General features: G+C 62.5%; 21 protein-coding genes, 1 tRNA gene and 1 pseudogene. 2 read left to right on the top strand and 21 right to left on the bottom strand.

The features are described 5' to 3' along the window. Positions 1–76: 76 nt before the first annotated feature. Positions 77–1383 (top strand): annotated as a pseudogene (locus tag QZY48_RS18855) (IS3 family transposase); the annotation flags it as partial. A 126-nt stretch (positions 1384–1509) separates the two neighbouring features. Here the strand turns inward: QZY48_RS18855 and QZY48_RS18850 are convergent. Together QZY48_RS18850 and QZY48_RS18845 are read right to left on the bottom strand one after the other, a co-directional pair. Next, positions 1510–1737: a hypothetical protein gene (locus tag QZY48_RS18850; RefSeq protein WP_295434073.1), complete on the bottom strand. Its 228-nt coding sequence runs from the start codon at positions 1735–1737 to the stop codon at positions 1510–1512. A 258-nt stretch (positions 1738–1995) separates the two neighbouring features. Beyond that, entirely contained in the window at positions 1996–2805 is an 810-nt protein-coding gene (locus QZY48_RS18845; protein ID WP_295434071.1) for a PEP-CTERM sorting domain-containing protein, read from the bottom strand. A gap of 300 nt (positions 2806–3105) precedes the next feature. Between QZY48_RS18845 and QZY48_RS18840 the strand changes: the two genes are divergently transcribed. Beyond that, positions 3106–3333, top strand: coding sequence for a DUF433 domain-containing protein (locus QZY48_RS18840; RefSeq protein ID WP_295434069.1), 228 nt, complete (start codon positions 3106–3108; stop codon positions 3331–3333). 426 nt (positions 3334–3759) lie between these two features. Here the strand turns inward: QZY48_RS18840 and QZY48_RS18835 are convergent, their stop codons facing one another. From QZY48_RS18835 to QZY48_RS18745, 19 genes are all read right to left on the bottom strand, one after another. Next, positions 3760–3930: a hypothetical protein gene (locus tag QZY48_RS18835; protein ID WP_157817481.1), complete on the bottom strand. Its 171-nt coding sequence runs from the start codon at positions 3928–3930 to the stop codon at positions 3760–3762. Positions 3931–4324: 394 nt separating this feature from the next. Further along, positions 4325–8536 (bottom strand): DNA-directed RNA polymerase subunit beta', encoded by a 4212-nt coding sequence (rpoC, locus tag QZY48_RS18830; RefSeq protein ID WP_295434066.1) that lies wholly within the window; start codon positions 8534–8536, stop codon positions 4325–4327. Between the two features lie 276 nt (positions 8537–8812). Further along, positions 8813–12985: a DNA-directed RNA polymerase subunit beta gene (gene rpoB, locus QZY48_RS18825; RefSeq protein ID WP_295434065.1), complete on the bottom strand. Its 4173-nt coding sequence runs from the start codon at positions 12983–12985 to the stop codon at positions 8813–8815. A gap of 243 nt (positions 12986–13228) precedes the next feature. Further along, the gene (gene rplL / locus QZY48_RS18820) at positions 13229–13606 is read right to left on the bottom strand and encodes a 50S ribosomal protein L7/L12 (protein ID WP_100918281.1); all 378 of its coding nucleotides are present in this window, start codon (positions 13604–13606) and stop codon (positions 13229–13231) included. A gap of 46 nt (positions 13607–13652) precedes the next feature. Then, positions 13653–14180 (bottom strand): 50S ribosomal protein L10, encoded by a 528-nt coding sequence (gene rplJ, locus QZY48_RS18815; protein ID WP_295434064.1) that lies wholly within the window; start codon positions 14178–14180, stop codon positions 13653–13655. Between the two features lie 265 nt (positions 14181–14445). Beyond that, positions 14446–15138: a 50S ribosomal protein L1 gene (gene rplA / locus QZY48_RS18810; protein WP_295434062.1), complete on the bottom strand. Its 693-nt coding sequence runs from the start codon at positions 15136–15138 to the stop codon at positions 14446–14448. Between the two features lie 2 nt (positions 15139–15140). Then, positions 15141–15575, bottom strand: a complete 435-nt coding sequence (gene rplK, locus QZY48_RS18805) for a 50S ribosomal protein L11 (protein WP_295434060.1) — start codon at positions 15573–15575, stop codon at positions 15141–15143. 249 nt (positions 15576–15824) lie between these two features. Next, positions 15825–16358: a transcription termination/antitermination protein NusG gene (gene nusG / locus QZY48_RS18800; protein ID WP_295434058.1), complete on the bottom strand. Its 534-nt coding sequence runs from the start codon at positions 16356–16358 to the stop codon at positions 15825–15827. Positions 16359–16360: 2 nt separating this feature from the next. Next, complete coding sequence (gene secE, locus QZY48_RS18795) at positions 16361–16738, bottom strand: preprotein translocase subunit SecE (protein WP_295434056.1); 378 nt, start codon at positions 16736–16738, stop codon at positions 16361–16363. A gap of 45 nt (positions 16739–16783) precedes the next feature. Beyond that, positions 16784–16859, bottom strand: a tRNA-Trp gene (locus QZY48_RS18790). Between the two features lie 92 nt (positions 16860–16951). After that, positions 16952–18142, bottom strand: a complete 1191-nt coding sequence (gene tuf, locus QZY48_RS18785) for an elongation factor Tu (RefSeq protein WP_295434055.1) — start codon at positions 18140–18142, stop codon at positions 16952–16954. A 22-nt stretch (positions 18143–18164) separates the two neighbouring features. Next, the gene (gene fusA, locus QZY48_RS18780) at positions 18165–20261 is read right to left on the bottom strand and encodes an elongation factor G (protein ID WP_295434053.1); all 2097 of its coding nucleotides are present in this window, start codon (positions 20259–20261) and stop codon (positions 18165–18167) included. A 45-nt stretch (positions 20262–20306) separates the two neighbouring features. After that, positions 20307–20777, bottom strand: a complete 471-nt coding sequence (rpsG, locus tag QZY48_RS18775; RefSeq protein ID WP_100921355.1) for a 30S ribosomal protein S7 — start codon at positions 20775–20777, stop codon at positions 20307–20309. An 86-nt stretch (positions 20778–20863) separates the two neighbouring features. Continuing rightward, positions 20864–21238 carry a 30S ribosomal protein S12 gene (gene rpsL, locus QZY48_RS18770; RefSeq protein WP_100921356.1) on the bottom strand — a complete coding sequence of 125 codons (375 nt, stop codon included), beginning with the start codon at positions 21236–21238 and terminating at the stop codon, positions 20864–20866. A gap of 1636 nt (positions 21239–22874) precedes the next feature. Continuing rightward, positions 22875–23093, bottom strand: coding sequence for a hypothetical protein (locus tag QZY48_RS18765; RefSeq protein ID WP_295434051.1), 219 nt, complete (start codon positions 23091–23093; stop codon positions 22875–22877). 109 nt (positions 23094–23202) lie between these two features. Further along, entirely contained in the window at positions 23203–23496 is a 294-nt protein-coding gene (locus QZY48_RS18760) for a type II toxin-antitoxin system RelE/ParE family toxin (protein ID WP_295434049.1), read from the bottom strand. Beyond that, on the bottom strand, positions 23493–23732 hold the full coding sequence (locus tag QZY48_RS18755) for a hypothetical protein (protein ID WP_295434047.1): 240 nt from the start codon (positions 23730–23732) through the stop codon (positions 23493–23495). The genes QZY48_RS18760 and QZY48_RS18755 overlap by 4 nt, the downstream gene beginning before the upstream one ends. 959 nt (positions 23733–24691) lie before the next feature. After that, positions 24692–25210 carry a hypothetical protein gene (locus tag QZY48_RS18750; protein ID WP_295434045.1) on the bottom strand — a complete coding sequence of 173 codons (519 nt, stop codon included), beginning with the start codon at positions 25208–25210 and terminating at the stop codon, positions 24692–24694. Further along, entirely contained in the window at positions 25197–25544 is a 348-nt protein-coding gene (locus tag QZY48_RS18745) for a hypothetical protein (RefSeq protein ID WP_295434044.1), read from the bottom strand. The genes QZY48_RS18750 and QZY48_RS18745 overlap by 14 nt, the downstream gene beginning before the upstream one ends. Positions 25545–25980 lie beyond the last annotated feature (436 nt).

Raw genomic sequence — 25980 nt, 5'->3', positions numbered from 1 at the left:
GGGGGAGGAAACGCCGGGAGCCCATAGGGCGAGCGGCGTTTCCTCCCCCGGCGCGGGCGCCGCCGCGGCCCCCGCCATGCCCGATCCGGAGGTCGTGGCCCAGGCCCGCCGACGCCGCTTCACAGCCACGTACAAGCTGGGCGTGCTGGAGGAGGCGGACCGCTGTGAGCCTGGCCAGCGCGGCGCCCTGCTGCGCCGCGAGGGGCTGTATTCCTCGCACCTGACCTGCTGGCGACAGCAGCGTGAGGCCTGTGCCCTGGCCGGGCTGACCGCCCGCAAACGCGGCCGTAAGGCACGGGTGCCCGATCCCCAAGGGCAACGGGTGGCGGAGTTGGAGCAGGAAAACGCGTGGCTGCGCCAGCGCCTCGTGCAGGCCGAAACCATCATTGATGTCCAAAAAAAAGTCTCGCTGCTCTTGGGGATCGACCCACGCCCGCCAGTGAGCGGCGCCAGACCTTGATGGCCACCGCCGCGACCTTGGGCGCACAGGTCGGCGTGGCGCGCGCCTGCCAGAGCCTGGGCGTGCCACGCGCCACGCTCTATCGGCAGCGCGCCCGCGATGCCGCACCAGCCAGCGCGCCGCCCGTGCGGCCCGCACCGCCGCTGAAGTTGACGCCCGCGGAACGCGCGCACGCCTTGGGCATCCTGCATTCGGAGCGCTTCATCGATGCCTCGCCCCACACCATCCACGCCACCCTCTTGGACGAAGGCCAATATCCCTGCTCGGTGCGCACCCTCTACCGCATCCTAGCCAGCGAGGACGAGGTGCGCGAGCGGCGCAACGTGCTGCGCCACCCCCAGTACCTCAAGCCGGAACTGTTGGCCACCGCGCCCAACCAACTGTGGTCGTGGGACATCACGAAACTCAAGGGTCCGGCCAAGTGGACCTACTTCTACCTCTATGTGATCATTGATGTCTTTAGCCGCCATGTGGTCGGCTGGATGGTCGCGCCGTGCGAATCCGCCGCCCTGGCCAAACAGTTCATCGCCGCGACCTGCGCCAAGCAGGGCATCCACCCCGGCCAACTGACCCTGCACGCCGACCGCGGCTCCAGCATGAAGTCCAAGCCGGTCGCCTTCCTGCTCGCCGACCTGGGCGTCACCAAGTCCCACAGCCGACCTTACGTGAGTGACGACAACCCCTTCAGCGAGTCCCACTTCAAGACCTTGAAGTATCGACCCAACTTCCCCGCGTGCTTCGGCTGCATTGAGGACGCCCGCGCCCACTGCCAGGTCTTCTTCCACTGGTACAACCATGCGCATCGCCACTCGGGGATCGCCTTCATGACCCCGGCCGATGTCCACTACGGCCGCACCGCAGCAATCCTTGAGGTCCGCTCCCAGACCCTCGACGCCGCCTTCGCGGCCAACCCGCTACGCTTCAAGGGCAAGCCGCCGTCCCCCTTGCAGCCCCCAACAGCGGTCTGGATCAACCCGCCAGCGGCTGGCTCGGTCGACCCCCAGAAGTCTCCCGAGCAACACTAATTTCGACGCCCCGGCGTCTCATTTTCATTGACACATTCCGTAAGACCCAAACTCGGCCGCTGCAGCAGTGCCGAACGGGGCCGCCCCCACTGACTGCATCTGGGCTTGCGCGATCACAGACTTCACATTGTAATAAAGCGCCTTGGGATCAACAGCGGAGATTCTCTTACTGAAGAAATATCGGTCGAGTCCGGCAAGCATGACTAAGATGCCGACCAGGCCTATCAGTGCGATGAGAAGCTTATTCGCCATGCTTGTTCTTTCTTGCCTCTCATGGAGAATGGCACTGATCGATCTTTCCGCTCCCAATAGCTCTTTAGCTTAAAGCGGCGCGCGCATCTGCTGCCCCAGCGAATTAGCACGACGATCCTGGTGCGCGCTCGCTTTTCAGGCGAAGATCAGGATTGTTTTATAACCGAACGGGTCCAATAAACTGTCCCCGAAGCGCCCGGCATTGTCGAGCCGCACAGGCGCCCTCATTGGGTTTCACCGTAAAGGGTATTGACCCCTTTACCCCCGGTCTGCCTGCCGGCGCCGCCGCGCGAACCACCAGCCCGGTACCATGGCGACAGCCAGGGCCAGGGTCGAGGGGACGGGGACCGTCTGCGTGCTCCCGAACGAAATCGACAGCGTGGGGAAGCTGTTGGCGTTATTGGAGTAGTTAGCGGTGTTGTTGCGGAAGGTGTCGAGCGCCGTGAATCCTGCCCCCACGGTGTAGTAGTTGTTGGTCGTGTTCAGCGCATACCCGGTTTGCCGACCCATGCCGAAGTTCACGGAAGGGTCGTACAGAATGAGCGCGTAGGCGGTGTTGCCCGACATCACATAGTTCGCGATGTTGGGGATCTGGGCCTCATCCAGGGCGAGCGTGAAATTAGTCGAGGTCGTCGTGGGGAGCTGAAATGACAGCGTGTCCACCGCATACTCCGTAGACCCGGCCACGGCCGAATAGGCCGTCGCGTTGGTGGTGTCGCGCAGCGAGAGCTTGACCGTTGCGGTGGGACCCCCCGACACGGTAGATGTATTCAGGAGGAGACTCACCCAGTCGACGGCGTAGCCGCTCCCCGGACCGGTCTGGAATGCCACACCGAAATTGTTTGAGTAGAGGGTGCCGGTAGGGAAGTTGGCGTTGCTGTTCCCCGGTTGGGTGGGAGCGAACCAGGTCACCGGAATCAGGCCGGCAGTGGCGTTGCCGCCGACCCCCAGCATTACCGGGAAGAGGATGAGGGTGCGAAACCAATTGCACATAGCGTTGCCCAACAGGATGTCATGATCGTTGTCAATAGCGACCGTCTCAATGTGACGATCGTGTCCCAGTGCCACCTTTGATCTATCGCATCCAGTGTATTGACCGACCAAAACCGCGGCCCAGCGAATATCGCCTAACCGGGACCTCTCGTCAACTACTTTAGCCCCTAACACAGCCCCGAAGAAAATGGGGCCAGGCTCAAATCGGTTCCGGTTATGCACCGAGTTTCTCGGTCCTTTGGGCCTCGCAATGCCGAACTTACCGGCACTGCCGCATTTTTTCCCAACAACAAAATGCGGACGAGAGTCTACGTTTGTCGTAGAGTCGATGCAAAGGGATATCGCCACCATCGCCCGATGGTCAAGTGCATTCTGATGGCTATCGTCTCAAATCCGAACGTGATGATGGGTAAACCGACCATCGCCGGGACCCGGATCACGGTCGAGTCCATCCTGGAGCGGCTTGCCGCGGGGGAATCTCAGGAGCAGATCATCGCGGCCAACCCGCGGCTTGGGCTCGAGGATATTCGTGCTGCACTGGCGTTTGCGACTCAAGCCCTGCGTGAGGATGTCATCTATCCCGTGACGGCCGATGCCGCTTGAGGACCTGGAGCGTTGAAGAACATCACGCTTTCTGTCGATGAAGAGACCTACCGGCGGGCGCGCATCGCCGCCGCCGAGCGCAACACGACCCTGAGCGCCTCTGTAGCGCAGGCGTGCGTATAAGACATTGATTGCTGGGTTTCGCTGCGCGCTACCCAGCCTACAGATCTATTCTTGCGCCCGCTCAAGCCCCGAAGGGGCGCGATATACCAGCCCAGGGCCACGCCCTGGGATAGTGTTGTTGATTCGGCCTAGCCCTGAAAGGGCGTGACATAAGGAGCCACGCCGTTATGTCACGCCCTTTCAGGGCTAAGCTCTGCGTTAACCCATACCCAGGGCGTTGCCCTGGGCTGGTATGTTCGACCCCGTTGGGGTCGATACGCAAGAGAAGCTAAAACCGGGTACCAGGCTTCTTGGAGGAAGCGATTACTTTGGCGTTGCAGGCCAGAGGGCTTTGTAGGGATCAGCAACTTTGCCGGTGCTGGTAAAAATTCCTGCCCTTTTCAGCGCAGCGATCGCCGCTTCTTTAGAAGAAGTGACCTTACGCCGGTATTCGCGCATGCTCCGGATATTTTCTGCTGCTTCTTTACGGGTCATGGCTGGATATCCAAGTGATTGATTGGATAGCATACGAGCGTATGCGAGTTGGTCGGGGAGTGTCAAGGCAGGGATTTCGACAAGGCGACCGACGAGGTCGGACCGATTCTGGAGTGAGAAAGCGAAGGTACCACCGCGGGGCCGCGTCGCGCACAGCGCCCGACCCAGACGTAACACCGCTGGAGCGATGTTACGAGAAGAAAATCATTCCCTTAGAGGTCGCGGTCGACCGCGGCCTACCGTCCATGGCCCTGGATTCCGGCATCCTGCCGGAATGACGGAACACTTGCGCAATCTCGCAACGGTATTGCGCGATGGGGATGCCGTCCCTGGCGACTCGCTGTCGGCCATCCGACCGGAATTGCGCGGGGGCGGGACGCCCCCGCTCCTCTCCTTAGCCCTCGGAGGTATTGAGCGCCTTCTTCAGCGCCTCTTCCAACTCCTCGGTGTCCATCTCGATCTTGCCGGAGGCGCGGTCCTGCTCGCGGCGCAGGCGCTTGCGCTCGTTGTGGTAGGCGAGCCCGGTGCCGGCGGGGATCAGACGGCCGACGATGACGTTTTCCTTGAGGCCGGTCAGGCGGTCGTTGGAGCCGCGCACCGCGGCCTCAGTCAGGACCCGGGTGGTCTCCTGGAACGAGGCCGCCGAGATGAATGACTCGGTGGCGAGCGAGGCCTTGGTGATGCCCAGCAGCAGGGGCTCATAGAGGGCCGGCTCCTTGCCGTCGGCAATGACCCGCGCGTTCTCGTCCATCATGTGGCTGTATTCCACCTGTTCGCCGCGCAACAGCCGGGTGTCGCCGGGGGAGACGATCTCGACCTTGCGCAGCATCTGGCGGACGATGACCTCGATGTGCTTGTCGTTGATCTTCACGCCCTGGAGCCGGTAGACGTCCTGGATCTCCTTGACCAGATATTCGGCCAGCGCGGTGACGCCCTTGAGCCGCAGGATGTCGTGGGAGGCGAGTTCGCCGTCGGCGATCACCTCGCCGCGCTCCACGCGCTCGCCCTCGAAGACGTTGACGTGGCGCCACTTGGGGATCAGTTCCTCGACCGTCTCGCCGTCGTCCTTGGTGATGACGAGCCGCTGCTTGCCCTTGGTGTCCTTGCCGAAGCCGATGGTGCCGCTGGCCTCCGCCAAGAGCGCCTGCTCCTTGGGCTTGCGCGCCTCGAACAGATCCGCGACCCGCGGCAGACCGCCGGTGATGTCGCGCGTCTTACTGGACTCCAGCGGGATACGCGCCAGGATGTCGCCGACCCCGACGTGCGCCAGGTCCTCGACGCTGACGATGGCGTTCGCCGTCAGGAAGTAGACTGCGGGCAGATCCGTGCCGACCAGGTTGAGCGCCTTGCCGTCCTCGCCCAGCAGCTTGATCATGGGGCGCAGGTCCTTGCCGGTGGCCGGGCGCTGCTTGGGGTCGATGACCACGCGCGAGGTCAGCCCGGTCACGTCGTCGACCTGGGCCTGCACCGTCACACCCTCGATGAAGTCCTCGAACTCCAGTTTGCCGGCCACCTCGGTGACCACCGGGTGGGTATGCGGGTCCCAGTTGGCGACCACCTGGCCGCCGACCACGATGTCGCCGTCCGCCACCCGCAGGGTCGCCCCGTAGGGGACCTTGTAGCGCTCCTTTTCCAGGCCCTTGTCGTCGACCACCGTCAATTCGCCGGAGCGCGAGACCGCGACCAGGTTGCCGGTGTGGTGGCGCACCGTCTTGATGTTGTGCAGCCGGATCGACCCGCCGTTCTTCATCTCGATGCTGCTGACGGCGGCCGTCCGGGAGGCCGCGCCGCCGATGTGGAAGGTCCGCATGGTGAGCTGGGTGCCGGGCTCGCCGATCGACTGGGCGGCGATGACCCCCACCGCCTCGCCCATGTTGACCCGGTGCCCGCGCGCCAGATCGCGCCCGTAGCACTGGGCGCAGACGCCGATGCGCGACTGACAGGTGATGGGCGAGCGTACCCGCAACTGGTCGATACCGGCCACCGCGAAGCGCTCCACCATCGACTCGTCGAGCATGGACCCGGCGGCGCAGATCAGCTCGTCGGTCCCCGGGACATAGACGTCCGTGGACACCACGCGCCCCAGCACCCGCTCACGCAGGGGCTCGACCACGTCGCCGCCCTCGATGATGGGCGACATCAGCAGCCCCTTCTCGGTCCCGCAGTCGGTCTCCAGCACCACCATGTCCTGGGCCACGTCCACCAGCCGGCGGGTGAGATAACCGGAGTTGGCGGTCTTGAGCGCCGTATCCGCCAGGCCCTTGCGGGCGCCGTGGGTGGAGATGAAGTACTGGATGACGTTGAGCCCTTCACGGAAGTTGGCCGTGATCGGGGTCTCGATGATGGAACCGTCGGGCTTGGCCATGAGCCCGCGCATCCCGGCGAGCTGACGGATCTGGGCGGCCGAGCCGCGGGCACCGGAGTCGGCCATCATATAGATGGAGTTGAAGGAGTCCTGCTGCACCAGGTTGCCGTCACGGTCCGGGACCGTCTCCTTACCCAGCTTCGACATCATGGACTTGGCCACCTGGTCGTTGGTGTGGGACCAGATGTCGATGACCTTGTTGTAGCGCTCGCCGTTGGTGACCAGGCCCGAGGCATATTGCTCCTCGATCTCCTTTACCTGCTTCTCGGCCTCGGCCAGGATGGCGGGCTTCTCCTCCGGGACCGTCATGTCGTCCAGGCCGATGGAGACACCCGAACGGGTGGCCATGCGGAAGCCCATGTACATGATCTGGTCGGCGAAGACCACGGTCGCCTTCAGCCCCAGGCGGCGATAGCAGGTGTTGATGAGCTTGGAGATCGCCTTCTTGCCGAGCGCCCGGTCCACCAGGTCGAAGGGCAGGCCATCAGGGACGATGGCGAACACCAGCGCGCGCCCGAGCGTCGTCGACTTGATGCTCACGACCTCGCGCAGGGTGTCGTCCTCCTCCTTGATGACCTCGCGGATGCGCACCCGCACCCGCGCCTGCAGGTCCGCGTGGCCGGTCTCGTAGGCGCGCCGCGCCTCGTCGATATCGCAATAGACGCTGCCCTCGCCCTTGGCGTTGACCCGCTCGCGCGTCGTGTAATAGAGCCCCAGCACCACGTCCTGCGAGGGCACGATGATCGGCTCGCCGTTGGCGGGCGAGAGGATGTTGTTGCTCGCCATCATCAAGGCGCGCGCCTCGATCTGCGCCTCCAGCGACAGGGGCACATGCACCGCCATCTGGTCGCCGTCAAAGTCCGCGTTGAAGGCGGTACAGACGAGCGGATGCAGTTGGATCGCCTTGCCCTCGATCAGCACCGGCTCGAAGGCCTGGATGCCCAGGCGGTGCAGGGTGGGGGCGCGATTCAACATCACCGGGTGCTCGCGGATCACCTCTTCTAAGATATCCCAGACCTCCGGGGTGCCGCGCTCCACCATCTTCTTGGCCGCCTTGATGGTGGCCGCCAGACCGCGCAGTTGCAGCTTGCTGAAGATGAAGGGCTTGAAGAGTTCCAGGGCCATGCGCTTGGGCAGGCCGCACTGGTGCAGGCGCAGCGTCGGGCCGACCACGATGACCGAACGGCCCGAGTAATCGACGCGCTTGCCGAGCAGATTCTGGCGGAAGCGCCCCTGCTTGCCCTTGATCATGTCCGCCAGCGATTTGAGCGGGCGCTTGTTGGTGCCGGTGATGGCACGGCCGCGCCGTCCGTTGTCCAGCAGGGCGTCGACCGCCTCCTGCAACATGCGCTTTTCGTTGCGCACGATGATATCCGGGGCCACGAGATCCAACAGCCGCTTCAGGCGATTGTTGCGGTTGATGACGCGCCGGTAGAGGTCGTTGAGATCCGAGGTGGCGAAGCGCCCACCGTCGAGCGGCACCAGGGGGCGCAGCTCCGGGGGCAGTACCGGCAGCACGGTCAGGATCATCCACTCGGGCCGGTTGCCGGAGCCGATCAGCGACTCCATGAGCTTCAGGCGCTTGGCGAGCTTCTTGATCTTGGTCTCGGAGTTGGTGGTCTCGATCTCCTCGCGCATCCGCCGGACCTCGGCCTGGACGTCGATGGTGCGCAGGAGTTCATAGATCGCCTCGGCGCCCATGCGGGCGTCGAATTCGTCCCCGTTCTCCTCCAGGGCCTCCAGATATTGCTCATCCGTCAGCAACTGGTTGCGCTCCAGGTTCGGCACCATGTTGGGATCGATGACCACGAAGGACTCGAAATAGAGCACGCGCTCGATGTCGCGCAGCGTCATGTCGAGCAGGAGCCCGATGCGCGAGGGCAGGGACTTCAGGAACCAGATGTGGGCCACCGGGCTCGCCAGATCGATGTGACCCATGCGCTCGCGCCGGACCTTGGCGAGCGTCACCTCCACGCCGCACTTCTCGCACACCACGCCGCGGTGCTTCAGGCGCTTGTACTTGCCGCAGACGCACTCGTAGTCGCTGATGGGGCCGAAGATCTTGGCGCAGAAGAGCCCGTCGCGCTCCGGTTTGAAGGTGCGGTAGTTGATGGTCTCGGGCTTCTTCACCTCACCGAAGGACCAGGAACGGATCATCTCGGGCGAGGCCAGCCCGATCTTGATCGCATCGAATTCGAGGGCCTGGCCCTGCTGCTTGATAATCTTCAGAAGGTCTTTCAATTCACGATCTCCCAGCTTGACGTAGGAGGCCCGCCCCGGGCCCATGGTGGCGTGAGTCGCGACGCTGAAGAGCGGTTCAATGGGAAGAGAATTTCTTGCCGCAAATGAACGCACATAAGCGCAAATAAAACAGATTGTCCACCTGGTTACGGGCGGCACCCTGAGCGAGAGGGGGCGACATGCAACAGGCAACCATCATTTGCGTCATTTTGCGTTCATTTGCGGCTAAATTCCTCTTCTTGAATCACTGAACCGCTGCTCAGTCCGCTCCTACGTTCAGTCCTGTTCCAGTTCGATGTTGATCCCGAGCGAGCGGATCTCCTTCACCAGCACGTTGAAGGACTCCGGCATCCCGGCCTCCATGCGGTGGTCGCCGTCGACGATGTTCTTGTACATCTTGGTGCGCCCGTTCACATCGTCGGACTTGACCGTGAGCATCTCCTGCAGCGTATAGCCCGCGCCATAGGCCTCCAGGGCCCAGACCTCCATCTCCCCGAAGCGCTGACCCCCGAACTGCGCCTTGCCGCCCAGGGGCTGCTGGGTCACCAGGCTGTAGGGGCCGGTGGAGCGGGCGTGCATCTTGTCGTCGACCAGGTGGTTCAACTTCAACATGTACATATAGCCGACGGTCACCGGGCGCTCGAAGGGGTCGCCGGTGCGTCCGTCACGCAACAGGCTCTGGCCGCAGGGGATGCCCTGGGCGGTGTTGTCGCGCTCGGCGAGCGCCAGCATGTACCGGATCTCGTCCTCCGTGGCGCCGTCGAAGACCGGGGTCGCGAGCGGCACGCCCTTGACCAGGTTGCGCGACAGTTCCAGGATTTCCTCGTCGGTGAAGCTCGCGAGATCCTCCTTGCGTCCGCTGGTGTTGTAGACCTTGTCCAGGAAGTCGCGCAACTCGGCCACCGCCGTTTGCGAGCGCAGCAGGCGCTCGATCTTGACCCCCAGACCATTGGCCGCCCAGCCCAGGTGCGTCTCCAGGATCTGGCCCACGTTCATACGCGACGGCACACCGAGTGGATTCAGGACGATGTCCACCGGCTCGCCGTCCGCGGAGAAGGGCATGTCCTCCACCGGCACGACCTTGGAGATGACGCCCTTGTTGCCGTGGCGCCCGGCCATCTTGTCGCCCGGCTGGATGCGCCGCTTGACCGCGACATAGACCTTGACCATCTTGAGCACGCCGGGGGCCAGATCATCGCCGCTCGCGATCTTGCGCTTCTTGACCTCGTAGCGGTCGCGGAACTCCTCACGCTGCAGCTTGATCTGATTGGCGACCGCCTCGAGCTGCACGGCCACCTCCTCGCTGTGCATGCGGATCTCGAACCAGCGGTCACGCGACCCCTTCTCGATGAGGTCCGCCAGATAGGTCTTGGTGATCTTGGAGCCGGGCTTGAGCGTGCCGGGGCCGCCGTCGGCGACCTTACCGATCAGCATGCGCTCCACCCGCTGGAAGGTGTCGTTCTCCATGATGCGCGCCTGGTCGGCGAAGTCCTTGCGCACCCGGTCGAGCTCCTGGTCCTGGATCTGCTGGGCGCGCTTGTCGCGCTCCACCCCGTCGCGGGTGAAGACCTGCACGTCGACCACGGTGCCGGTCATGCCGGAGGGCAGCCGCAGCGAGGTGTCCTTCACGTCGGACGCCTTCTCGCCGAAGATGGCGCGCAGCAGCTTTTCCTCGGGGGTGAGTTGGGTCTCGCCCTTGGGGGTCACCTTGCCGACCAGGATGTCGCCGTCGCGGACCTCGGCACCCACATAGACGATGCCCGACTCGTCGAGCTTCGACAGGGCCGACTCGCCGACGTTGGGGATATCGCTCGTGATCTCCTCGGGCCCCAGCTTGGTGTCGCGGGCCAGACAGGTCAGCTCCTCGATGTGGATGCTGGTGAAACGGTCCTCCTGGACCACCCGCTCGGAGATCAGGATCGAGTCCTCGAAGTTGTAGCCGTTCCAGGGCATGAAGGCGACGCGCAGGTTCTGGCCCAGGGCCAGCTCGCCCATGTCGGTGGAGGGGCCGTCCGCCAGTACGTCGTCCTTGGCAATGCTATCCCCGGGCTTCACCAGCGGACGCTGGTTGATGCAGGTGTTCTGGTTGGAGCGCGTGTACTTGGTGAGGGTGTAGATATCGACCCCAGGCACCCCCGGCTCGGCCTCCTCGTCGTTGACCCGCACCACGATCCGCGCGGCGTCCACCGATTCGATGGCACCGCCGCGGCGCGCCCGCACCACCACGCCCGAGTCCTTGGCCACTGCCCGCTCCATGCCGGTGCCCACCAGGGGCTTTTCGGCGCGCAGGGTCGGCACTGCCTGGCGCTGCATGTTGGAGCCCATGAGGGCGCGGTTGGCGTCGTCGTGCTCCAGGAAGGGGATCAGCGAGGCCGCCACCGAGACGATCTGCCTAGGTGAGACGTCCATGTACTGGACCTCGTCCGGGGCCTTCATGGTGAACTCGTTCAAGTGTCGGCAGGACACCAGGGCGTCGGTCAGAAGGCCATTCGCGTCCAGGGTCGCATTGGCCTGGGCGATGACGAAGTTGCCCTCCTCGATGGCGGAGAGGTAATCGATCTCCATGCCGGCCCGGCCGCCTTCGACCTTGCGGTAGGGGGTTTCCAGGAAACCGTAGCGATTGGTCCGGGCAAAGACCGCAAGCGAGTTGATCAGACCGATGTTCGGGCCTTCCGGGGTCTCGATCGGGCAGACCCGGCCATAGTGGGTCGGATGCACGTCACGCACCTCGAAGCCGGCGCGCTCACGCGCGAGTCCGCCGGGGCCGAGCGCGGAGACGCGCCGCTTGTGGGTGACCTCCGAGAGCGGGTTGTTCTGGTCCATGAACTGGGAGAGCTGGCTGGAGCCGAAGAACTCCTTGATCGCGGCCGACACCGGCTTGGCGTTGATCAACTCCTGGGGCATCAGACCCTCGGACTCGGCCAGCGACAGGCGCTCCTTGACCGCGCGCTCGACCCGCACCAGACCGACCCGGAACTGGTTTTCCGCCATCTCGCCGACACAGCGGATGCGCCGGTTGCCCAGGTGGTCGATGTCATCCACGGTGCCGCGGCCGTTGCGCAGTTCCACCAGGATCTTGAGCGCGTCGATGATGTCGGACGTCTCACCGTTCTCGTTGCGCAGGGCGACCGAGAAGGCGTCGGTCCGGCCGCTGAAATAGCGCCCGTCATAGAGCACGCCCGGGCCCTCCTCGGAGGGGCGCCCGAGCCGGCGGTTGAATTTCATGCGCCCGACCGCGGACAGGTCATAGCGGTCCGGGGTGAAAAAGAGGTTGTGGAAGAGATTCTGGGCCGCGTCCTTGGTGGGCGGCTCCCCGGGGCGCATCATCCGGTAGATCTCGACCATGGCCTCCAGTTCGGTGGTGGTCGGGTCGATGCGCAGGGTCTCGGAGATATAGGGTCCCTGATCCAGATCGTTGACGAACAGGGTCTCGACATGATCGATGCCCTTGGCGATCAGGAGCGCCATCAGCTCGCGGGTGAGCGCCGTGTTGGCCTCGGCGATGACCTCGCCGGTGGCCTTATCCACCTGGGCGCGCGCCACGACACGGCCGACCATGAAGTCCGGCGGCACCTCCAGACGCTCCACACCGGCCTTCTGCAGCTCGCGGATATGGCGGGCGGTGACGCGCCGGCCGGCCTCCACGATCACCTGCTCGCCGATCTTCACGTCGAAACCGACGGTCTCGCCGCGCAGCCGCTCGGGCACCAGGTCCAGGGAGACCTCGTCGCCCGAGAAACGGAAGGTGTCGGTCTCGAAAAAGCGCTCGAGGATGTCCTCGACCCCGTACCCCAGGGCGCGCAGGACGATGGTCGCCGGCAGCTTGCGGCGCCGGTCGATACGCACGAAGACGTTGTCCTTGGGATCGAACTCGAAGTCCAGCCAGGACCCGCGGTAGGGGATCACCCGCGCCGAGAACAGGAGCTTGCCCGAGGAGTGGGTCTTGCCCTTGTCGTGGTCGAAGAAGACGCCCGGGGAGCGGTGGAGCTGGGAGACGATGACCCGCTCGGTGCCGTTGATGATGAAGGTGCCGGTCTCGGTCATGAGCGGCAGTTCGCCCATGTAGACCTCCTGCTCCTTGATGTCCTTCACCACCTTGGCGCCGGCCGGCGCCTCCTTGTCATAGATCACGAGGCGCAGCAGCACGCGCAGGGGCGCGGCGTAGGTCGCCCCGCGCAGGTGGCATTCGCGCACGTCGAAGGGCGGCTCCCCGAGACGGTAGCTCACATATTCCAGCACCGCGTAGCCCGAGTAGCTCTCGATCGGGAACACGGTCTTGAAGGCCGCGTGCAGGCCCTCGTCCAGCCGCTTCTTGGGCGCCGCATCGGCCTGCAGGAACTCGCGGTAGGACTCGATCTGGGTCGCCAGGAGGAAGGGCACGTCCAGGATCGTCGGACGCTTGCCGAAGTCTTTACGGATGCGCTTTTTTTCGGTGAACGAATAAGCCATTATGCCTTCCCTCGAAAAACTTTGATCGGACCCGGATGGGGACCGGATTGCGGAGCGTCGACCACGCGGGACTCGGGGCCGTCTGATGGCCTCGGGGGCCTGCGGGCAGAGTCACCACGGCGCCTGACAGATCGCCCGCGGACTAGCAGTGGACTGCCGTTCTCAAGCAAACGGCAAAAGGCCGGCGGCAAATCGCCGCCAGCCTGGTACGTCCGTGAAGAACGGTCGCGACGCAATGCGCCGTTACTTCACTTCGACGGTGGCGCCGGCCTCCTCGAGCTGCTTCTTGGCCTCTTCGGCATCGGCCTTGGAAACCGCTTCCTTGATCGTATTGGGCACGCCTTCGACCGCATCCTTGGCCTCCTTCAGCCCCAGACCGGTGAGCGCCCGCACCGCCTTGATCACGCCCACCTTGTTCGCACCGAAGGAGGTGAGGATCACGTTGAACTCGGTCTGCTCCTCGACCTCGACGACCTCGGCCGCGGCCGCGGCGGGGCCGGCGACCATCGCCGCGGCGGCGGTGACACCGAACTTCTCTTCCATCATCTTGATGAGGTCGACGACCTCCAGCACGGTCATGTTACCGATCGCGTCAAGGATCTCTTCTTTCGAAACGGCCATTTGCCTGTCTCCTTAAATCACATTGCATTTGAACGAGGCGCGCGCTTCAGGCGGCCTCTTTGGCATCGCGAACTGCGGCGAGGGTGCGGACGAGTTTGCCCGGTACCTCGTTGATCGTCGCTGCAAGCTTCTGGACCGGGGCCTTCATCACCGCCAGCAACAGGCTCAAGGCCTGATTGCGGGTCGGCATCTTGGCCAGATCACCGAGCTTTGAGGGGTCGAGCAATTTGCCCCCGACAGCCACCAGGCGCACCCGGAACTTGTCGTGGTCCTTGGCAAAGGCCTCCGCGACCCGCGCTACGGCACCCGGATCTTCGTTCGCGAATGCCAGGATCAGCGGGCCCTTGAGCCCTTCCTGCATACACGCGAAATCCGTGCCTTCCAGCGCGCGCCGGGCCAGGGTATTCTTGACCACCCGGACATAGACCCCGACCTTGCGCGCCTCGACGCGCAATTTCGTGATCTGCCCGACGGTCAGGCCCCGGTACTCGGCCCCGACGGCCGAAAAGGCGCCCCGTGCGACTTCCGCAACTTCGGCGACGATTGCTTCTTTCTGCGCAAGATTCAGCGCCACTGTCGTCACCTCTCCACAAAGGTCCACCCGACCGCAAGGTCGGGCTGCGTCATTGGTCAGCCATTTCCCGGCCAACCGAAACGCTGTGCAGTGCGCCGTCATCAACAATGTGATTCGGGAGCACCGTCTGCGCAGGCATCTCACGTCATTAAGGCGCACCGTCCGGGTCCCTCCCGGTCACCGCGCCACCTGCGGTCTTTGACGGTCCCCGACCAGGTCGGGGCCCCAAAGATGTGTCCGGCCGCCCGCGGCCGGACCCGAAGAACTAAAGGAGCGGCAGATGATCCACCACGAGGCCCGGCCCCATGGTGGTCGAGACCGTGACCTTGCGCATATAGATCCCCTTGGAACTGCTGGGCTTCGCCTTCATCAGGTTGGTCAGCAGTGCCTCCAGGTTCTCACGCAGCTTGACCGGCTCGAAGTCCACCCGCCCCAGGGGGCAATGGATGATGCCGCCCTTATCGGTACGGTAGCGAACCTGGCCCGCCTTGGCATTGCGTACCGCCTCGGCGACGTCGGCGGTGACGGTACCGACCTTGGGGTTCGGCATCAGGCCGCGGGGACCCAGGATCTTGCCGAGTTGACCGACCACGCGCATGGCGTCCGGGGAGGCGATGACCACGTCGAAGTCCATCTTGCCGCCCTTGATCTCCTCGGCCAGGTCCTCGAAGCCGACGCGATCCGCGCCGGCCGCGGTCGCCGCCTCGGCATTGGCGCCTTGCGCGAAGACCGCAACCCGCACGGTCTTGCCGATCCCGTGAGGCAGGACGGTGGAACCGCGGACCACCTGGTCGGACTTGCGCGGGTCGACGCCCAGGTTCACCGCCACATCGACGCTCTCGACGAACTTGATGCGGGAGACCTCCTTCAGGAGGCCAAAGGCCTCTTCGGCCGGATACGCCTTGCCCCGCTCGATGCGCGTGCGGATCTCGGTTTGCCGCTTGCTCTGCTTGGCCATGATTACAGCACCCCCTCGACGTCCAGACCCATGGAACGGGCGCTGCCCGCGATGGTACGCACCGCCGCGTCCAACCCCGCCGCCGTCAGGTCCGGCATCTTGGTCGTGGCGATCGCCTCGAGCTGCTCGCGTGTCACCGTGCCCACCTTGGTGGCATGGGGTACCGCGCTGCCCTTCGGGATCCCGGCCGCCTTCTTCAGCAGGACCGAGGCCGGCGGGGTCTTGGTGATGAAGGTGAAACTGCGGTCCGAATAGACGGTGATGACCACCGGAATCGGCATACCCTGCTCGATTTCCTGCGTGCGGGCATTGAATGCCTTGCAGAACTCCATGATGTTGACGCCGTGCTGACCAAGTGCGGGACCCACCGGCGGGCTGGGATTGGCAATCCCCGCCTTGACCTGCAACTTGATGTAGGCGTTTATCTTTTTCGCCATGCTTTATCTCCGGTTGGGTAGTAGCGCCGGGGGTTCACACCCTGGCTCCCCGTGTTAGGCCCCGCGCCGGGGCCAGAAAGAATCAATGTACGGAAATGCTGGTCGCTTCGTTGTCGTTGTCGTTGTCGTTGTCGAGATTATCGTAACGCCCCGGATTTTCTCGCACACCAAATTGCAGCGCTTCTCCGAATACGAATACGAATACGACAACGACAACGACAACGATCGAACTGGTTTTCGACTTGTTACCTAGCCCTTTTCGACTTGAGAGAACTCCAGGTCCACCGGTGTCGAGCGCCCGAAGATCAGGACCGAAACCTTCACCCGACTCTTGTCGTAATCGACCTCTTCCACGACCCCGTTGAAGTCGGTGAAGGGTCCATCGACGACGCGCACCACCTCACCGGGCTCATAGAGCACCTTCGGACGCGGCTTCTCGACGCCGTCCTGCATGCGCTTGAGGATCGCGTCCGCCTGGTTGTCCGGGATCGGGGCCGGGCGGTCACCGGTGCCGCCGATGAAGCCCATGACCTTGGGCACACTCTTGACCAGGTGCCAGGTCTCGTCGGTCATTTCCATGTGCACCAACACATATCCCGGGAAGAATTTGCGCTCGCTCTTGCGCTGCTGGCCGTTGCGCATCTCCACGACCTCCTCGGTCGGGACCAACACGGTCCCGAACAGGTCTTCCAGACCCGCACGGCGGACCCGTTCATCGAGTGAGCGCTTGACCTGACCTTCAAACCCGGAATAGGCGTGAATCACATACCAACGTTTGGACACTGTCAGCCTCCTTGGCCGGTGAGGAGCCTCAGGATGCCCATCAATACGGAATCAAACAGCCACAGCACCAGGGCGACCACCACGACCATGGCCATCACCACCAAAGTGGTCTGGATGGTTTCCTGGCGGGTGGGCCAGACGACCTTGCGCACTTCCATGCGGGCGTCGGCAATGAACTGCCACAGGGCACGCCCCGGCTGCGTCTGCAACGCGAGCGCCGCCGCTCCACCGCTGATGACCAGCAGCCCCACGACCCGCAGCAGCCCCGACCAGGCCGCGAAGTAATAAAAGGCAAAGATGCCGAGAATCAGCAACAATGCGGCACCAGCCAGCTTGGCGATATCCAAGCTGGCGACTTTGACCTCAACGCTTGATGTCATGGGGTGACGGGTCGCCTCGGGGTGGAGTGAGGGGCGATGGTTGAATGGCAGGCCAGGAGGGACTCGAACCCCCAACCCGCGGTTTTGGAGACCGCTACTCTGCCAATTGAGCTACTGGCCTAAGAAAGAGAGGCCGGGGGCCGGGCAGCGAGGACCGGGGAAACCCCCGATAATCCTCGCGGCGCGACCTTACAGCCGAATGACGACTAATGACTATTCGAGAATCTTCGCGACCACGCCGGCGCCGACGGTGCGGCCACCCTCACGGATGGCGAAACGCAGCCCGTCTTCCATGGCAATCGGGTTGATCAGCTTGATCACCATCTTCACGTTGTCCCCCGGCATCACCATCTCGATGCCCTCCGGCAGGGTGCAGGCACCCGTGACGTCGGTGGTGCGGAAGTAGAACTGCGGACGGTAACCGTTGAAGAACGGGGTGTGACGCCCGCCTTCTTCCTTGGATAAGATGTACACTTCGGCCTCGAAGTGGGTGTGCGGGGTGATGCTCTTGGGCTTGGCCAACACCTGGCCGCGCTCCACGTCCTCCCGCTTGGTGCCGCGCAACAGCACGCCGATGTTGTCCCCGGCCTGCCCCTGATCGAGCAGCTTGCGGAACATCTCCACCCCGGTGCAGATGGTCTTGGTGGTGTCGTGGATGCCGACGATCTCGACCTCCTCACCGACCTTGACCACACCGCGCTCCACGCGCCCGGTCACCACGGTGCCGCGCCCGGAGATCGAGAACACGTCCTCGATCGGCATCAGGAAGGGACCGTCGATCGCCCGTACCGGCTGCGGAATGAAGCTGTCGAGCGCCTCCATCAGCCGATCGATGGACTGGGTGCCCAACTCGCCGGTGTCGCCTTCCATCGCCAGCCGGGCCGAGCCGCGGATGATGGGGGTGTCGTCGCCCGGGAACTCATACTTGACCAGGAGCTCGCGCACCTCCATCTCCACGAGTTCCAGCAGTTCCTCGTCATCGACCAGGTCGACCTTGTTCAGGTAGACGATGATGCTGGGCACCCCGACCTGGCGCGCCAGCAGGATGTGCTCGCGGGTCTGCGGCATGGGGCCGTCGCTCGCCGCCACCACCAGGATGGCGCCATCCATCTGCGCCGCGCCGGTGATCATGTTCTTGATGTAGTCGGCGTGTCCGGGGCAGTCGACGTGCGCATAGTGGCGCGCCTTGCTTTCGTATTCGACGTGCGCCGTGGCGATCGTGATGCCGCGTTCGCGCTCTTCCGGGGCGTTGTCGATCTGGTCATAGGCGCGCGCCACACCACCGAATTTCTTCGCCTGGTGCATGGTGATGGCGGCCGTCAGCGTGGTCTTGCCATGATCGACGTGACCGATCGTGCCCACGTTCAGGTGCGGCTTGGTGCGCGAAAATTTTTCTTTGGACATCCCGATCTTCCCGTATCACTCGTTACTGTTTCTTGGCAACCGCCTCGGCAATGCTGGCGGGAACCTCGTTGTACTTGGCGAACTCCATACTATAGGTCGCCCGCCCCTGAGTGGCGGAACGAAGGTCCGTGGCATACCCGAACATCTGGGCCAAAGGCACCTCGGCGCGGATGGTCTTGCCGGTCACCGTGTCTTCCATGCCCTGGATCGTGCCGCGGCGGCTGTTCAGGTCGCCCATGACATCGCCCATGTTCTCTTCGGGCGTGACCACCTCGACCTTCATGATCGGTTCCAGCAGCTTCGGTTTGGCCTTGGCGCAGGCCTCCTTGAAGGCCATGGAGCCGGCGATCTTGAACGCCATTTCGCTCGAATCCACTTCGTGATACGAGCCGTCGTAGAGGGTGACCTTGACGTCCACCACCGGGAAGCCGGCCAGTATACCGTTACGCATCGCCTCCTGGATACCTTTATCGACCGCCGGGATATACTCCTTGGGGATGACGCCGCCAACGATGCCGTTGACGAACTCGTAGCCCTTGCCGGCCTCCTGCGGTTCCAGCTTGATGTAGACGTGACCATACTGGCCGCGCCCACCGGTCTGCCGGGCAAACTTGGTCTCTTGCTGCACCGCGTTGCGGATCGTCTCACGGTAGCTGACCTGCGGCGCGCCCACATTGGCCTCCACATGGAATTCACGCCGCATCCGGTCGACGATGATCTCCAGGTGCAGTTCACCCATGCCGGAGATGATGGTCTGGCTCGACTCCTCGTCGGTGCGGACGCGGAAGGACGGGTCTTCCTGGGCCAGCTTCTGCAGGGCCATGCCCATCTTCTCCTGGTCGCTCTTGGTCTTCGGCTCCACGGCTACCGAGATGACCGGCTCCGGAAACTCCATGCGCTCCAAGGTGATGACCTGATTCAGGTCACACAGAGTATCCCCGGTCGTGACATCCTTGAGACCCACCGCCGCGGCGATATCGCCGGCATGGACCTCCCGGATCTCTTGACGATCGTTGGCGTGCATCTGGAGCATCCGCCCGAGGCGCTCTTTGCGGCCCCGCACCGGGTTGTAGACGCTGTCACCGGAGTTCAGGACGCCCGAATAGACGCGAAAAAAGGTCAGGGTCCCGACAAAGGGGTCGGTCGCGATCTTGAACGCCAGGGCCGCAAAGGGGGCGTCGTCCGAGGCCGGGCGCTCGCCCTGGCTCTCGTCCTTGTCGTCCAGGATGCCGGTAATCGCGGGCACGTCGAGCGGCGAGGGCATGTAATCCAACACGCCGTCCAGCATCGCCTGCACGCCCTTGTTCTTGAAGGCGGAGCCGCACAGCATCGGCGTGATCTCGCTCTTTAGGGTGCGCGCGCGGATGCCGAACTTGATCTCCTCCTCCGTCAGTGCGATCCCTTCCAGGTACTTCTCCATCAACTCTTCGCTGCCCTCGGCAGCGGCCTCGATCATCTTTTCACGCCATTCGTTGCATTCGTCGAGCATCTCCGCCGGGATCTCGACGTACTCGAACTTCATGCCCTTGGACTCTTCGTCCCAGATGATCGCCTTCATCTTGACCAGATCGACCACGCCCACGAAGTTCTCTTCGGCGCCGATCGGCAGCTGCAGCGGGACCGGGGTCGCACCCAGGCGGTCCTTCAACTGCTGTACGACGCGCAGGAAGTTGGCCCCCATGCGGTCCATCTTATTGACGAAACCCAGACGCGGCACGCCGTACTTATTGGCCTGGCGCCACACGGTCTCGGACTGGGGCTCGACACCGCCGACCGCACAGAACAGGGCGCAGGCCCCGTCCAGGACGCGCAACGAGCGCTCCACCTCAATGGTGAAGTCGACGTGTCCGGGGGTGTCGATGATATTGATCCGGTGCTCGGGACGGCCGAGATCCATGCCCTTCCAGAAACAGGTGGTGGCGGCCGACGTGATCGTGATGCCGCGCTCCTGCTCCTGCACCATCCAATCCATGGTAGCGGCGCCGTCGTGCACCTCACCGATCTTGTGGGACACGCCGGTGTAATACAGGACGCGCTCGGTCGTGGTGGTCTTTCCGGCGTCGATGTGCGCCATGATACCAATGTTGCGATAGCGCTCGATGGGGGTGCTGCGTGCCACGACTATTTCCGTCCTGCAAGTAAAAAAAGAACTGCGAGCCGACAACTACCAGCGGTAATGAGAGAAGGCCTTGTTCGCCTCTGCCATCCGGTGGGTATCTTCCTTCTTCTTGACGGCGGAGCCCCGGGAATCAGCGGCATCCATCAATTCGCCGGCCAGCCGCAAGGCCATCGACTTCTCGGAGCGCTTGCGCGCTGCATCGATCAGCCACCGCATGGCGAGCGAGTTGCGCCGGGTCGGCCGCACCTCGACCGGGACCTGATAGGTCGCACCGCCGACGCGTCGGGACTTGACCTCGACGACCGGGCGCACGTTGTCCATCGCCTGCTCCAGGAGGGTGATCGGAGGACCGCCCTTCTTGGTCGCAACCTGGTCCAGCGCGGTATAGATAATCCGCTCGGCGACCGACTTCTTGCCGTCTTCCATCAGCATATTGATGAATTTGGTCAACAACTCGCTTCCGTGCTTGGGATCCGGCAGGATCTGACGGCGTGCGGCTACGCGTCTTCTGGGCATCTTCTAGGCTCCGACCTACGTGACTGGGTACTTGCGCCGCGCTGCCCTGTGCCCCATTTAAGAGACCAGGACAGCGCCGACGGAGATTATTTCTTCGGACGCTTGGCGCCGTACTTGGACCGGCCCTGGCGGCGCTTCTCGACCCCGGAGGTATCGAGGGTGCCGCGAATGGTGTGGTAACGCACACCCGGCAAGTCCTTGACGCGCCCACCGCGGATCAGCACCACGGAGTGCTCCTGGAGGTTGTGCCCTTCGCCGCCGATGTAGGAAGCGACCTCAAAGCCGTTGGTGAGGCGCACACGGGCAACCTTACGCAGGGCCGAGTTCGGCTTCTTCGGCGTCGTGGTGTACACACGGGTACAGACACCCCGGCGCTGCGGGCACGACTCCAGCGCCGGCACGTTGCTCTTTTCAACGTCGCGCTTGCGAGGCTTGCGCACCAGTTGGTTGATCGTTGCCATTCAATCGGTCTCCAGCGGCGCCCTCGCGCCAGTCTCAACGCAGCAATTCGCTTGCGACAAAATCGCCACCGCCTGCCCTGAGAGCCAGGTGAGGACGACAGCCCCGCACGGGGAGGATTCGGTTGCTTCGGGGACCGGACGGGTCCGGACCAAGCCCCGGAATCGGTACCGGATGGTGAAATAGTCAGGCCGGCGTGTAAGCCGGCCAGCCAAGACCGCGCAGTATAGGGATGCTTCCCAGGGGTGTCAATCAGGTTATCCGCGGATCGGGCGATTCGGGAGTCGGGCCGGTCCAGCGCGGCACGCGGCACTCGCCGGGCGAGGGTCGGTTGCCGCCTGCTCGGGTCCGCGGGTGCCGCCGGCCCCCGGGTCAGCGGCCGTCGACGCGGACGTTAAGGCGCTCGCACGTCCGCCCGACCTCGCCGCAGCCCCCCATGCCTGTCCCACCCCGAGTCGCCGGGGCTTGCGTTCCCTAAGATCAGCCGTCCCCGTCCCGGCCGCCCAGGCCCGTCGATCACGCTCACCCTTACTATAAGGGGAGCCCAGGGTGGGCGGACCCTGGCACCGCGACCCACGGGCCGCGCTACGCGACGGCGCCTCGCTCAAGCGTTTGTTTTTACAGTCAGACGCGCACCGACACTCGGACTGTCCGGGCGGCAGGGGCACAGGTCCCGCTGCTGACGCGACCGCTGGAGCGACCCCCATGACGGCCCCGGCACCCCGCTGACGCAAGGTCCTCGGTCCGCACTCGGACCCTGGGGTCTGGCTCCGCCCCCGTAGGGTCCGCTGCGCGGACCAAGCACCGGATCGGCGACCTGATCCAGGACGCCGACGAGAGCAGGATTCGCTTCGCCGGGAAGCGGCACTGCCTGCATGTGCGCTGCACCACTGCGCTGGCCTTGATCATAACGCCGGCCCCAAGGTGGACAAACGCCAACGCAGTCCACCGAATCCCGCGCTGCCTTCGTCCATGAAAGTCGCGCAGCGACACTGTGGGAGCGGCTTCAGCCGCGACGAGGTCTCGCTAGTACCGCACGACGGAAATGCTCAGACGATTAACCGCACCGCAACCGTAGGGTGCGCCGTGCGCACCTTGGCGCCAACCGAAACCCTGGCCGCGGCGATCAACCGCAGCCCCTCAAGGTGCGCACGGCGCACCCTACGCCAATGGTCGGAGCAATTGCGTCAGGTTGTCGGAGCGGCCTCCGGCCGCGATGCGGTACCGCGGCGAACGCCGATGCCGCGTTCCCGGCGCGGCCCGTCGCGGCTGAAGCCGCTCCCACAGCGTCGCTGCGCGACTTTCACGGCAAGACCTGACCTCCAGTGGCCGGAACGACGATTAAGTCCGGCCCCCGCCGCACCCCGCCCACCCGCTGACGCTTAAATGAGACGCCCGCTGAAGACCTGCCCCCGCCCGGCAGGCGAGTTGCTCAATGGCGGAATCGCTGTCGCGTTCCGCTTGATGCGGGCTTGTTAGACGCATTCGATCTCAAGAGCCGCGGCAAGCGCCTGTGCGAGTTCGTCAAGGTAGAAAAGCGCGACTCGATAAGAACTTGCCTGCTCACCACGACGAAAACGCGAGATCTTTTCGGATCGCGCCCGGATGGGTGCGCGACCCGGTAGAGATCGCCCCTAATCAAGGCAGCACCTGGTAGCCCAATACATCCTCTGCCTCGCGGTTCAACTCGTCGGCATGCTGGTTGACTAGGTCAAGCTCTGATTCTGCTGCATTATGGGCGGAGAAATACTCTCTGAAAATGCGCTCGGCCAGCTCTACCCGGCGTTCCGGATGAGGTGCGCGCCGATAGAACTCGCTGGCAATCTCATCCGGCATTTCGATTTGTACGGTGGTCATCGCAATCCCCCAATCGGGTTTATCATCGCAGAAAGAACAGCGATCCAGTCCGAAAAGGGTTTCGAGCCCTTTTCCACTTCAAACGACGCCTTTTTCTTCATCTCTCGGCTTACCGTCGATCAAGGCCAAAACTGGGATGGCGGCGGTGATGGCGGATGACAAGTATGCGGATCTCTTCTTCGTTGACAAGGCGAAACAAGACAGAGTATGGAAAACGGTGCGCGAAACAGCGGCGAATGCCGCCCTCGACCATGGCATACTGGAACGGGTTGGCACTGACGCGGGCGATGGCTGCATAGATCTCAGATCGAAACTCGGCCCCGAGTCCGTCACGTTGCTTGTTGTAGTACGCAACGGCGTCATTAAGATCAGATACGGTACGAGGGTGATATTCAACCTTCATTCCGAGCCGCTACCGGTAAGCCTCAGAAACTCGGCATGACCTATGGTTTGGACTACGCCAAACTCGATTTCCGCGTCTCGTTGCGCCGCAATTTCAATACCCTCCGGGTCGATGTTACGATTGCCAGCCACGCGGGGATCAACAACCAGACTTTCCCAAGCCAACGTTGCGAGTTGCTCCCGCTCCACGTCAGGCAGAGCCAGCACTTGCCTCTCAATTTCCAGAAACGTATTCATAACATTACGTGTAGCGCCTCAGTGTGGTTGGGCATACCAGCCTGGCCGATGAGGGAATGCTCGGGGTTAAGTCTCGCAATCCGGCATACGCGACAGGTTGCCGAAATGCGTGATTGCAAGACCCGCCTGCGGCTAGGTACTTCTTCCTCTCGGCAAGACGCGAAACCGTGGCCTGTCACCGCCTTCCCTTTGATCGGGTCGGGGAGTGCTTGCGGCTCCTGCTGAATGCTTGGAACGGAGGTACCCTACGAGGGAATCCACATCGTAGTTATGTTCTTTGGCGATATCGTCCTTGATTTTCCAAAGCTCTTGCAGCGTCTGATCAGTCATATTCGTTGACTCCCATCAGTCGGCTCCTTTTGCCAAGCAGCAGCGATCAGGTTACCGGACGGTCGGGCTGTAAGGTAAGAAACAATCGACGTCTCAATGTAGACCTTGGCCATTTTGACTCGCAGTTCAGAATTCTCTATGCACGCCGGCCCCGGATGTTGTTCTCGGGTTACCCCGCTCCGCACTGGGACCAGTGCTCGATTACGGACGGGCGGGCAACCATTGCCAGACGGAGTTTCCACCGCGCAAGGGAGCGGGGGTCAATAAGGAGCGGGAGTCAGGTCTTGCAAACAGGCATTCTTGCATCGTGCTCCGGATGCTTGATTGCAAAGCTTGACCCCAGCCCGCCTATAAAGGGTGCCGACCCGAATGGCACTGACTTAAGCCGCGGCACTTATAACTCAGCTAGTTACAGCAGGATCGACAGGCGGTCACTGGGGTGGAAGCAGCATGTTCCGCGGTGTTTCCCGGCTTCTGCCCGGACCGGAGCGGTTTTTCGCTCGCTTCGCCGTGTCATAACCGACTGTTTCTGCTATGCTTGCGGCTAAGTCAGTGCCATTCGACCCTGACCCCTTTTGCCCCCATCCTAATTTTTTCTTTGCCAAGCCGCGCTACCCCCGCTTTTGTTTTTACCACTCACATGGTATATATTTTTTGGGATTTTGTATTACTGAAAGGTCCCATAAACACACCTGGATATGTTGGTCAGTATATAAGTTTCCATTTTCTGATACCGATTCGCCTAAATAGAAAGCCATTCGAACCCCAGCAAATCTTGTTTGAAAGTCAGCCTTTAATACATTGAAAATCTTACAATCAAGCTCGAATCGCTGCGCGGCTTTATTGTTTGAATGCGTTGCTCTATGCCTGTCAGAAAGCGATCGGGCATTGGCAAAAAAGCCAGTAGCCTCATCATTATCTTCTAGCAGATTTAATAGATCGCCAGTATCAATTTCGCACTCAAGTATCGAGCCCTTTCCTTTTTGTATTTGCCAATTCTCGGCTCTTCGTGAATCGTTCTCCCAAAAATACAATCCATTACCCAACCAATTGTTATCATTGTAAGACTGCTTAATATATAGAGATCCGAGTAGAAATTTCTCAATCTCATCTGCGCTACCTGCGTGGTAAGCTTTAATTATTGCCATTTGCTTTACCATATTTGAAGTTTAGATAGCTAATAAGAGATTTTCTTATTTCGTCCCGAGCAAAAATTTTAGTCTTAAGCTGATTCCTTAAGTCCGACAGCCTCTTTGGATCGTCAGTCTCAGCAATTTGCTTACTCAGATCCCACCATTCAGAATATGTAGATCTGAAAATTTCCATTATTTTAAAAGCAGTACTATCATTAATTTCAATCTGGCCCAATACTTCTTCTGTCGATAAGTCTGATGCCGAAGATAAGCCAATTCGTTCCCCGACTATCCTGGGTGTAGTGTCATATACTTTTCTATAGTCTTCATCTGTCATGCCTAGGTACATACATTCACCTCAGAAAAATAATTATGAGAGGATTCTATCGCCGAAAATTCGTCGCGTGCAAGAATTTTGGCGTGCAATATAGAATAAGATCTAAGCCTAACCAGGCTTCCAGGGTTTCGGGGGACAGTTTACTTAATTGAGGGGTTCCGGGGACAGTTTACTTAATTGCGTCTGTCGCACAGCCTGAATTACGCAAGCGGCCCCCTGAATTGCCCCCCGGAACCGCGGCTGAGAGTTAAGTATACTGTCTCCGCAACTCCGCAATCCGCTATTTTTCCCGCCCGCGAGATGGCGTAACCGCGGCCTTGATCATAATCCCGACCCATCAGCCAACGGCGAGGTCTGTGGTCCGCACAGCGGACCCTACGGCTTCATCATCACTCCGGCCGCGCGCCCTTGCGGCAACCCGTCGCGGCCGGGGGGCCGCTCCTACCGC

The sequence above is a fragment of the uncultured Thiodictyon sp. genome, from assembly GCF_903828115.1.
Lineage (GTDB): Bacteria > Pseudomonadota > Gammaproteobacteria > Chromatiales > Chromatiaceae > Thiodictyon.
Note: the sequence above shows the minus strand (reverse complement) of the source record. Positions and strands in the feature narration are given on the sequence as shown.

Coding starts and splice junctions, on each gene's coding strand:
- rplA (WP_295434062.1), bottom strand. CDS start 15,138: ATGGCCAAGCAGAGCAAGCGGCAAACCGAGATCCGCACGCGCATCGAG.
- QZY48_RS18745 (WP_295434044.1), bottom strand. CDS start 25,544: ATGTACCTAGGCATGACAGATGAAGACTATAGAAAAGTATATGACACT.
- QZY48_RS18835 (WP_157817481.1), bottom strand. CDS start 3,930: ATGACCCGTAAAGAAGCAGCAGAAAATATCCGGAGCATGCGCGAATAC.
- rpsG (WP_100921355.1), bottom strand. CDS start 20,777: ATGCCCAGAAGACGCGTAGCCGCACGCCGTCAGATCCTGCCGGATCCC.
- rpsL (WP_100921356.1), bottom strand. CDS start 21,238: ATGGCAACGATCAACCAACTGGTGCGCAAGCCTCGCAAGCGCGACGTT.
- QZY48_RS18850 (WP_295434073.1), bottom strand. CDS start 1,737: ATGGCGAATAAGCTTCTCATCGCACTGATAGGCCTGGTCGGCATCTTA.
- rpoB (WP_295434065.1), bottom strand. CDS start 12,985: ATGGCTTATTCGTTCACCGAAAAAAAGCGCATCCGTAAAGACTTCGGC.
- tuf (WP_295434055.1), bottom strand. CDS start 18,142: ATGTCCAAAGAAAAATTTTCGCGCACCAAGCCGCACCTGAACGTGGGC.
- QZY48_RS18750 (WP_295434045.1), bottom strand. CDS start 25,210: ATGGCAATAATTAAAGCTTACCACGCAGGTAGCGCAGATGAGATTGAG.
- QZY48_RS18760 (WP_295434049.1), bottom strand. CDS start 23,496: ATGAAGGTTGAATATCACCCTCGTACCGTATCTGATCTTAATGACGCC.
- QZY48_RS18755 (WP_295434047.1), bottom strand. CDS start 23,732: ATGAATACGTTTCTGGAAATTGAGAGGCAAGTGCTGGCTCTGCCTGAC.
- rplK (WP_295434060.1), bottom strand. CDS start 15,575: ATGGCGAAAAAGATAAACGCCTACATCAAGTTGCAGGTCAAGGCGGGG.
- rplL (WP_100918281.1), bottom strand. CDS start 13,606: ATGGCCGTTTCGAAAGAAGAGATCCTTGACGCGATCGGTAACATGACC.
- QZY48_RS18765 (WP_295434051.1), bottom strand. CDS start 23,093: ATGACCACCGTACAAATCGAAATGCCGGATGAGATTGCCAGCGAGTTC.
- secE (WP_295434056.1), bottom strand. CDS start 16,738: ATGACATCAAGCGTTGAGGTCAAAGTCGCCAGCTTGGATATCGCCAAG.
- QZY48_RS18840 (WP_295434069.1), top strand. CDS start 3,106: ATGGCTATCGTCTCAAATCCGAACGTGATGATGGGTAAACCGACCATC.